The 8,772-nt window shown below is 68.9% G+C and carries 9 protein-coding genes and 1 pseudogene; 5 read left to right on the top strand and 5 right to left on the bottom strand.

Going from position 1 to position 8,772, the window contains the following annotated elements; all coding sequences use genetic code 11:
* Window positions 1-237 precede the first annotated feature (237 nt).
* From ACTWQJ_RS39670 to ACTWQJ_RS39680, 3 genes are all read right to left on the bottom strand, one after another.
* Entirely contained in the window at window positions 238-813 is a 576-nt protein-coding gene (locus tag ACTWQJ_RS39670; RefSeq protein WP_443311290.1) for a hypothetical protein, read from the bottom strand.
* Between the two features lie 80 nt (window positions 814-893).
* On the bottom strand, window positions 894-1,382 hold the full coding sequence (locus tag ACTWQJ_RS39675; RefSeq protein ID WP_443311291.1) for a prolyl-tRNA synthetase associated domain-containing protein: 489 nt from the start codon (window positions 1,380-1,382) through the stop codon (window positions 894-896).
* Window positions 1,383-1,439: 57 nt separating this feature from the next.
* Entirely contained in the window at window positions 1,440-2,297 is an 858-nt protein-coding gene (locus tag ACTWQJ_RS39680; RefSeq protein ID WP_443311292.1) for a DMT family transporter, read from the bottom strand.
* Window positions 2,298-2,393: 96 nt separating this feature from the next.
* Here ACTWQJ_RS39680 and ACTWQJ_RS39685 point away from each other — a divergent pair, with 96 nt between their 5' ends.
* The 3 genes from ACTWQJ_RS39685 to ligA all read left to right on the top strand — a co-directional run bounded on the left by ACTWQJ_RS39685 (window position 2,394) and on the right by ligA (window position 5,509).
* The gene (locus tag ACTWQJ_RS39685; RefSeq protein ID WP_443311294.1) at window positions 2,394-2,975 is read left to right on the top strand and encodes a helix-turn-helix domain-containing protein; all 582 of its coding nucleotides are present in this window, start codon (window positions 2,394-2,396) and stop codon (window positions 2,973-2,975) included.
* A 413-nt stretch (window positions 2,976-3,388) separates the two neighbouring features.
* Window positions 3,389-3,544: a hypothetical protein gene (locus tag ACTWQJ_RS39690; protein ID WP_443311295.1), complete on the top strand. Its 156-nt coding sequence runs from the start codon at window positions 3,389-3,391 to the stop codon at window positions 3,542-3,544.
* A gap of 207 nt (window positions 3,545-3,751) precedes the next feature.
* Window positions 3,752-5,509, top strand: a complete 1,758-nt coding sequence (gene ligA / locus ACTWQJ_RS39695; protein WP_443311296.1) for an NAD-dependent DNA ligase LigA — start codon at window positions 3,752-3,754, stop codon at window positions 5,507-5,509.
* Window positions 5,510-5,662: 153 nt separating this feature from the next.
* Here the strand turns inward: ligA and ACTWQJ_RS39700 are convergent, their stop codons facing one another.
* Window positions 5,663-6,253 carry a DUF308 domain-containing protein gene (locus ACTWQJ_RS39700; RefSeq protein ID WP_443311297.1) on the bottom strand — a complete coding sequence of 197 codons (591 nt, stop codon included), beginning with the start codon at window positions 6,251-6,253 and terminating at the stop codon, window positions 5,663-5,665.
* 194 nt (window positions 6,254-6,447) lie between these two features.
* Here ACTWQJ_RS39700 and ACTWQJ_RS39705 point away from each other — a divergent pair, with 194 nt between their 5' ends.
* Both ACTWQJ_RS39705 and ACTWQJ_RS39710 read left to right on the top strand, forming a co-directional pair.
* Entirely contained in the window at window positions 6,448-7,647 is a 1,200-nt protein-coding gene (locus tag ACTWQJ_RS39705; RefSeq protein ID WP_443311298.1) for a sensor histidine kinase, read from the top strand.
* Window positions 7,647-8,306 carry a response regulator transcription factor gene (locus ACTWQJ_RS39710; RefSeq protein ID WP_443311299.1) on the top strand — a complete coding sequence of 220 codons (660 nt, stop codon included), beginning with the start codon at window positions 7,647-7,649 and terminating at the stop codon, window positions 8,304-8,306. Before ACTWQJ_RS39705 ends, ACTWQJ_RS39710 begins: the two co-directional genes overlap by 1 nt.
* Window positions 8,307-8,436: 130 nt before the next feature.
* On the opposite strand, the pseudogene ACTWQJ_RS39715 reads toward ACTWQJ_RS39710, so the two are convergent.
* Window positions 8,437-8,584 (bottom strand): annotated as a pseudogene (locus ACTWQJ_RS39715) (IS982 family transposase); the annotation flags it as partial.
* Window positions 8,585-8,772 lie beyond the last annotated feature (188 nt).

Below are 8,772 nucleotides of genomic sequence, written 5' to 3' on the forward strand. Positions count from 1 at the left end.
GGAAACGGAACGCACGGTTCACCGGCGCGTGCGTGCTCCTGATCCTCGTGCCTGATCAGCGGCTTTGATCGGCTGCCAGGCCCGGACCTCGGCACGGCGCCTGCTGCCGGCATCACGCCACCGAGCCAGCAGCGCTTTCCCCCTCCCCCACCGCCCTGAGGATGCGGCTGGCCCTGCCGTCCTCCGCCGTCCGCGCGGGGCACGCGGCGGCAGAGGACAGCAGGGAGAGGGTCCGGTTCATGCTTCTGCCCGGATCGAGCCGACGTCGACGCTCTTGATACCGGTGCGCAGGGCGGGGTCCTGATCGACGTAGCCGCGCACCAGCACCTGGTCGCCGACCTTGAGCGAGCGGCCGAGGGTCTCCTCGGCCGCGGCGAAGCGGCTGGCGCATACCCGGGCGTGCGCACTCTCGCCGTCGTCGCTTTCCAGCAGCAGACGTACGTGTCTGCCGAACCGTCGAACCGCCGCGATCGTCACGGTGGCCTCGGCGCGCTCGCCTTCCCGGATCCGGCGCAGCGGCTTGAAGGAGGCGCCCAGGCTGTTGTGGTGCTCGACGAGCAGTTCGCCGGGCATCGGCACGGGTTGGCGCGGCCCCGGCAAGATCTTGCCTGCCCGGTAGGCCTCGGCCAAGTGGTTCAGGTGCTCGGGCCGGTAGCCGTCTGGCAGGTAGATGAGGGCGCAGGCGCGCTCCAGCCGCTGGTAGAGGACGTTGAGTTCGTCCTCCGCGTCCCAGATGGACTGCCACTGGTCGCGGGTCAGCTCGTTGCTGGGGATGTGCCGCAGGGGTTCGCTGAGAACGTGTGCGCCTGGCACTGGGAAGGCGGACTGGATGCCGATTGAACGGGGGCGTCGCGAGCGAGTCCGGGCATACAGACCCGGCGTCACCCCCGGGCTCAGACCTCGATCGTCCGGTACTCCACGCCGAGTCCGCTGAGCAACGCAAGCAGGTCCTTGGTGCCGATGAAGATCGTTGCCCTGTTGTCCCCCGGGTGGAACGTGAGGGTCTCCTCCTCGAGCATCTCGGTGTCGAACAACAGCGACACCTCGCGGTGGTCCGGGTCGATGAGACCGAACGGCGAGACCACCCCCGGCTCGAGTCCGAGCGCGGCCGAGAGCCGCTCCGCGGACCCGAACGACAACCGGCTCTCGCCGAGCATCTTCCCCAGCCTGCTCAGGTCGAGATCTTTCTGGTCATCCATGATCAACAGGTACCGAGCCGTGCGCTTGCGGTTCACCAGGAACAGACTCTTCGTCCGCACTCCTTCGTACCCCTCGATGAACGCGTCGGCCTCTTCGGTCGATCGCGCCTCCTCGTGCTCGACGAGCGAGAAGGCGATCCCGGCGGCGTCCAGCGCATCAGTGATGTCGCTGCGAGTAATCATGCATGCTCCTGTGTGATTCTTACGTGAATTATCCGTCGCGCCGATCGAACCCTTGAGTCATCCAGTGGCCAGCAGCACTGTTCCGACCAGCGCCAGGCTTGCGCCCACCGTCTGTATCCCCTGCAGCCGCTCACGCAGGAAGCCGCGTGCGGCCAGGGCGGTCACCACCGGGTACAGCGATGCCAGCACAGCGGCAATCGTGACGGGGCCGAGCTGAGCGGCGACCGAGTAGGTGCCGTTGGCCGCGACGTCGGCCAGCCCGACGAAAGCGAGAGCCGGCAGGGAGGCCCACGGGAAACCGCCGTCCGGCAGCGCGCGAGCGCCCCGCCGCACCGAGACGCAGAGGGCGGCGCCGCCCGCGACCACGTTGGTGACGCGCTGGACGAACAAGGCGAGGAAGAGCCCGGAGACGGTCGTCGACGCCTCAGCGATCAGCGCGAAGACCGTACCGAAACCGAACGCCGCCACTAGAGCGAGCAGAACGGCCCGGCGCTGCACCGGGGCGCCCCTCAGCTGTGGCCCGCCCGCGAGCACCACGCCCGTGACGGCGATCACGATGCCCCCGACCGCCACCAGCCCAGGACGCTCACCCAGGGCGAGCCCGACGCCGACGGGAACGGCCACGCCCATGGTGCCCAGCGGTGAGACCACACCCATCGGACCCAGGGCCAGCGCCTGATAGAACGCAATCAGAGCGACCGGCCCCACCAGCCCGGCCGCGACGGCGAACCACAGCCGCGGACCCGCCTCACTCCATGCCCCGGTGGTGACGACGATCAGGCCGAGCACGACCGCGGCGATCAGCTGCGAGACCACGACCACCGTGAGTGCGGGTGTCCGGCGCGTCAGCAGCCCGCCGCCGAAGTCGGCCAGCCCCCACAAGAGACTGGTGGCCAGGGCAAAGAACGCCGTCACGACCCGCCTCACAGTACAGTTCAATGAACTATCAAGTACAGTAAGTTTAGTCCAATAGAATGGACCCGTCAATCAAGATAATGAACTATCACTTGGGTGGAACGCGTGGACCTTGAGCTGCTGACCCAGTCCCTGGCGCGCAACGTCAGACACTGGCGCACCGAGCGCAGCCTCACCCTGGACGCGCTCGCCGCCCGGGCCGGTGTCAGCCGCGGCATGCTCATCCAGATCGAGCAGGCCCGCACCAACCCCAGCATCGGTACGGTCGTCAAGATCGGCGATGCCCTCGGCGTCAGCATCACCACCCTGCTCGACTACGCGCAGCAGGGGCCCGCAGTCCGCATCGTCCCCGCCGAACAGGCCGTACGGCTGTGGCACACCGCTGCGGGCAGCTACAGCCGTCTCCTCGCGGGCACCGAGGCGCCCGGCCCCCTGGAGATGTGGGACTGGCAGCTGATGCCCGGCGACAGCAGCGCCTCCGACCCGCATCCCGTGGGCACGGTCGAGCTCCTCCACGTCACGGTCGGCGAGCTGACCCTCACGATCGACGGCACCGAGTTCCACGTCCCGGCCGGCTCCAGCGCCTCCTTCGAGGCCAGCACCCCTCACACGTACAGCAATGACGGTGACACCCCGATGGCGATGGTGATGGCCGTCTCGGTCCCGCCCTCTCGCTGAGTGCCTTCTCAGATGTTCGGAGGTTCATGGAGTTCATCGGTTCACCTCGGTGATGAGTGCGGTGAGCAGCCGGGCCCCGGTGGGGAGGTGCCGGATCTGGATGTGCTCGTGGTCGGCGTGGGCTCCGCCGCCGACGGCGCCGAGGCCACCGAGGGTGGGGCAGCCGATTCCGGCGGCCAGCCACGGAAGACGACCACACCCCAGCCCACCGGAACGTCTGCCCCCACCCGAAGAAGGAAGCCAAGGCCAAGAAGGCGTTCACGCCCTGGGGCGACGACGAGGACGTGCCGTCCGTCCTCGGCATCCTCAACACGTCGGCTTCAGGCGGGGGTTGCGCGTCTAACCCCGCGCTCCCCCAAGGTTGCTGCGGCTCGCCAGCCGGCGGGCTTCACCGGCCCTTCCGGAGGTCTCCCGTGTCTCCTGTCCCCGACAACCGCACAGCCCTGTCCGTCGCCCTCTTCGGCTCCGGCCTGGTGGTCCTCGTCGCGGTCCAGGCGCCCGCCCTCATCCCCGCGCTGTCCCTGGGGCTGGCCGCATGGGCCGCGCTGTACCTGTACCTGCGACTCTGACCCCGCCGTCGGCGAACCGCCGCGCTGCTGGATCCCGCCGCGCGGGCAGACGGCGCGGCGTGCTCGCCGACCGTACGCATGCGAAACCGGTCGCCGGCGTTCACCCACGCCCCCGGCTACGCGACGGCCGGGGTGGCGCCCCCTTCCGGCCTCGGCCGGGAGGCGGCAGCGAGGGCGTTGTCAGTGGTGGCAGGCAGGATGCCGGACATGACGACACCAGCTGCACAGATCGTGGATGCCGCCGCCTACGCTCAGGCGGTCGAGGATGCGGTGAAGGCCGCGGACGCCTACTACGCGGGCGGCACCTCCCCTCTGGACGACGACACCTACGACCGGCTGGTGCGTGGCATCGCAGCCTGGGAAGCCGAGCACCCCGATCAGGTGCTGCCCGGCTCCCCGACGGGGAAGGTCGCCGGCGGTGCCGTGGAGGGGGACGTCCCGCACACGGTGGCGATGCTGAGCCTGGACAACGTGTTCTCGCCGGAGGAGTTCACCACCTGGACCGCCTCACTCGCCCGGCGCATAGGCCACGACGTCACCCGGTTCAGTGTCGAGCCGAAGCTGGACGGGCTCGCGATCGCCGCCCGCTACACTCGCGGCCGCCTGAGACAGCTGATCACGCGCGGCGACGGGACGGCCGGGGAGGACGTCTCGCACGCGATCGGCACCATCCAGGGCCTGCCGGAGCGGCTTGCCGAGCCGGCCACGGTGGAGGTGCGCGGTGAAGTCCTCATGACCACCGTCCAGTTCGAGCACGCCAACGAGGTGCGCACCGCGCACGGCGGGCAGCCGTTCGCGAACCCGCGTAACGCCGCGGCGGGCACCCTGCGCGCCAAGGACCGCGCCTACACGGTGCCGATGACGTTCTTCGGCTACGGACTGCTGCCCCTGCCCGACACCGAGGCGGCACTCGCCGCGCAGCTGGGCGAGCGCCCGCACAGCGACCTGATGGCGCAGGCCGCCGCATGGGGGGTGAACACCACCGCGGACACCGCCGTGCCCGGCATCACCGCTGACACGGCCGAGCAGGTCCTGGCCCGCGTGCGGGAGATCGCCGCACTGCGGCCGGAGTTGCCGTTTGGGATCGACGGGGTCGTCATTAAGGCCGACCTGGCAGCCGACCAGCAGGCCGCCGGATCGGGCTCGCGTGCCCCGCGCTGGGCGATCGCCTACAAACTCCCCGCTGTCGAGAAGATCACCCGGCTGCTGGAGGTGGAGTGGAACGTCGGCCGCACCGGCATCATCGCCCCGCGCGCCGTCCTGGAGTCGGTCGAGATCGACGGCTCCACCATCACTTACGCCACCCTGCACAACCCGGCCGACATCACCCGCCGCGACCTCCGCCTGGGCGACCACGTCATGGTGTATCGCGCCGGCGACGTCATCCCCCGCATCGAAGCTCCCGTCGCCCAGCTGCGCACCGGCGACGAACAGCCCATCGTCTTCCCCGAGGCGTGCCCGCGGTGCGGCTCCGGCATCGACACCAGCGAGCAGCGCTGGCGCTGTGAGAACGGCCGCAACTGCCACCTGGTGGCCGCCCTTTCCTACGCCGCCGGACGCGACCAGCTCGACATCGAAGGCCTCGGCCACACCCGCGTCGTCCAACTCGTCGACGCCGGCCTGGTCGCCGAACGCGGGGGCATCCTGCTCATCTCGGACAAGGGCTTCGCGGGCAAGGTGTTCGAGCAGGACCTCGCCGGGCAGGGCATCGAGCTACTGCGGCCGTCCCGCAAGCGGGAGAAGGCCCGCTATGGCGAACCCATGCTCAAGAAGGTCCGCCAGCTCATCGAATCTGTCAACGACTCCCTTAAAGGCCGGCTCGACCTGGAACAACACGGCGGCCGGACCTTCGAGGGCGTCGCCATCCGGGTCGCCCAGCGAATCCTCGCGATGACCGCGGCGATCTGGCACAACCGCAGGACCAGCGCCCCGGTCACCCGATCCCTGATCGTGTACGACCACTGATCACCGTTGGCAAGCAGCGCCTTGTACGCGGCGATGGTCTTCTCGAAGCGGTCCGGCGCGGGCCGGTGCAGGATCAGCAGGTCGATCTGCTCGACGGCGAGTTCGCGGAAGACGCCGCGGCTCCGGGAGAGGCGGTGGCTCCGACGGCGGTGGTCAACGCTTTTCGCGTCGGCTGCGGATGCTCAGGGCGATGACGGAGACAAGGAACCACAAGGCACCGAAGGCCGAGTATCCGGCGACAGTGGACAGGCTGCTCGTCGCCGAGGCGGACATGGCAGCGAAGGAGGCACCGGCCAGGACGGACAGTCCGCCGCTGATGACCATGGGCCACTGGGCACCGACGGTGCGTCGGCGCCGGATCGCCACGACGAGCTGGATCGCTCCGGAAAGGAGGGCCCAGATGCCGAACACGAGCAGGGCCGTCCCGATGGTGGAGAACACGGCGATGATCATCCCGGCGGTGGTGGCGAGGCCGAGAGCCATGTTGGTGGTACCGACGCGGTCCGTGGAGCCGGTGCCGGCCATGCGACGCTCGAGGAGCGTGGCGATGACGTCCCACAGGGGGTAGATGACGAGCAGCACGGCCGCGATCACTGTGGGCCTGTCCGTCGACACGAGCGAGGCGGAGGTCGTGACGACGAGTGCCACCCAGATCAGGGAGAAGGCGACTCGGATCAGGTAGAGCGATCGGAGCCCGGAGAGCGTCGTCGTGGTCGTGCTCGAAGTCGCGGTGGTCTGAGTCATCGGGTGTCCCGTTTTGTGATCGTGATGGTGTGAGACGGTCGCCTCGATGAGGAGTCTCAGCGGCCTCGGGAGGGGCCGCGTACTTCGAACGAAGTAGTTCTGCCATCCACTTCGAATCGAATGCGTTCTGCCGTCCCCATCGCCCGGACCGGGCTCGCCGTCTACATCATTCGAAGTACACGGCCGCAGCACACGTGGACGAGAATCAGGCCATGGTCAAGGCGCAGAACAACCAGGACGGGCCCGTGGCACCCCTGTGGGTCCGCCGCCCCGAGGCGCTGCACCTCGTCGCCTATTCGGTGGCCGCGCTGGTGTTCACCGGCCAGATCGTGGCAGTGATCCTGCGGGGGTCGGACTGGCCGACGGCCCTCTCCGTGCTCCTCGCCGGTGGCGGTGTCGCCCTCTCATGGCGGAGGCCGTGGGCAGGACTGGTCGTGACGAGTGCGGCGTCCTTCGCCGTCACAGCGGTGGGCCACGACCCCCTGTCGGTGTGGATGATGGCGGTGCTCGTGCTGTTCTCGGTCACCGTCAGGGGGAAGCAGCCGCTGGCCGGAACCGGCATCGTGGCGGCGTTCTTCCTGGGGGCGTTCATGACGCTGGGAGGATTCCGTGGCGGCGCGATCGTGGGAGCCGCCGCACTCTTCTCAGCCGTAGCAGGAGGTGCGACAGGGGCCGCGCTGCGCATCCATCGAGAGCACTGGCGCACCCTGGAGGAACGGGCCGAGAGCGCCATCGCCACCCGAGAGATCGAAGCCACCCGACGGGTGACCGAGGAACGACTCCGCATCGCCCGGGACCTCCACGACGTCATCGGCCACCAGGTCGCGATGCTGAGCATGCATCTCGGTGCCGCGGAGATCGGGCTGCCCGAAGACGCCGAGTCCTCCCGGCAGTCCCTCGTCTCAGCCAGGTCCAGCGCCCGCACCGTCGTCGTCGAAACGCAACGGATCCTCGCGCTCCTCCGCCTCGGAGACGACATCTCCGACGACGAGGCGCTCCGGCCGACCCCGGCACTCAGCGGCCTGGAAGGCCTTGTCGCCTCTTTCGAGAGCATCGGCCTCGACGTCCGTCCCTCCATCGACATCCCCGCCGGTTTCGTGGAGCCCAGCGTCGGCGTGACGGTCTACCGGGTCGTTCAGGAAGCACTCACGAATGCCTACCGGCATGGAGAGGGGGCGGCAACGGTGGATGTGCGCGAGCGCGACGGCAGGATCTGCGTCACCGTGGAGAACCGCGTCGGTCACTCACTGCGCGGCTCCGGCTCGGGCAGCGGACTCGGACTCGTGGGGATGCGCGAACGCGTCGAGTCCTCCAGCGGGCGGCTGACGATCGACAGTGACGACGGGCGATTCCGGGTCCATGCGGAGTTCAGCCCCCTGGGAGCCGTCGTCTGATGACGCGGATTCTGATCGTCGACGACCAGGACGAGATAAGGGCCGGCATCAAAGCGATGCTCCGGCTCGACCCAAGTCTCGTTGTTGCGGGTGATCTCTCCGATGGACTCCAGGTCGTCCCCTTCCTCCGGGACCACCCCGTCGACCTGGTCCTGATGGACATCCGGATGCCCGGCATCGACGGTGTCGAAGCCACCCGCCGGATCCGCAAAGAGCACCCACCCGAAAACATGCGGGTGATCGTGCTGACCACTTTTGACCAGGACGACATCGTTCTCGCCGCCCTTCGCGCGGGCGCCAACGGTTTCCTGAGCAAGACCGTGAGCCCCGCTGAACTCGTCGCCGGAATCACCGAGGTCGTTGGCGGTGGCGGTGCGCTGTCGGCCGCAGCGACGGCCGCGCTCATCGGTCACATGACCGACAGTCCGCCCCCGGTGATCGACCAGGAACTGCTGCGACGCTTCGACGCTCTGACACCCAGGGAGCGGGACGTGGTCGTTCTTATCGCGAGCGGTCTCGGCAACGACGAGATCGCGGCCCAGATGTCCGTGTCGCCGTTCACCGTGAAGACGCATGCGGTGCGGGCCATGACGAAGGTCGGCGCCCGTGATCGAGCGCAACTCGTCTCGTTCGCCTTCCGGGCCGGCCTCTACCCCTGAGCCTGCCGAGCAGAACCCCGAAGCAGGTGGCCGCCGTGGCGATGCCGAGCAGTCCGGCGGGCGGGACGGCGTGGGCACGTACCTGGAAGACCTCGCCGTCGCGCTGCGCGAGCGGCGTGCCTGGACCTGTACCTGCCGAGCAGGGCTTGCGCCACGGCAAGGCAGACGAGTTCGGAGTCGGTCAGCAGTGGCGGCCGTCCCATCCACCGGGTCCCTCCGATCTCGTCGTCGATCTTCACGTACAGCGCGGTCAAGAGGGTGTTCAGGTCTTGCGTCACAACATGATCTTGAGCGCCTTCTCTTCAAGCTCGCGCACCAGCCCCCGACATTGGACTCATTCGTCTAGCCCCAGATATCCCTGCGGGGACGCCCGTTCCGGGCTGAAAATCGGGGTGGCTGCCCGCTGACGCCGGAGCTCTATGGTCGCTGAGGCCGTCGTCTAGCCGGGCGCTGGGGACCGCGCACC

Source organism: Streptomyces sp. KR55 (genome assembly GCF_052245645.1).
Classification (GTDB): domain Bacteria; phylum Actinomycetota; class Actinomycetes; order Streptomycetales; family Streptomycetaceae; genus Streptomyces; species Streptomyces flavusporus.

Bases quoted from the DNA above. Each gene is read 5' to 3' on its own strand.
- ACTWQJ_RS39675 (WP_443311291.1), bottom strand. From the start codon at position 1,382: ATGATTACTCGCAGCGACATCACTGATGCGCTGGACGCCGCCGGGATC.
- ligA (WP_443311296.1), top strand. From the start codon at position 3,752: ATGACGACACCAGCTGCACAGATCGTGGATGCCGCCGCCTACGCTCAG.
- ACTWQJ_RS39700 (WP_443311297.1), bottom strand. From the start codon at position 6,253: ATGACTCAGACCACCGCGACTTCGAGCACGACCACGACGACGCTCTCC.
- ACTWQJ_RS39710 (WP_443311299.1), top strand. From the start codon at position 7,647: ATGACGCGGATTCTGATCGTCGACGACCAGGACGAGATAAGGGCCGGC.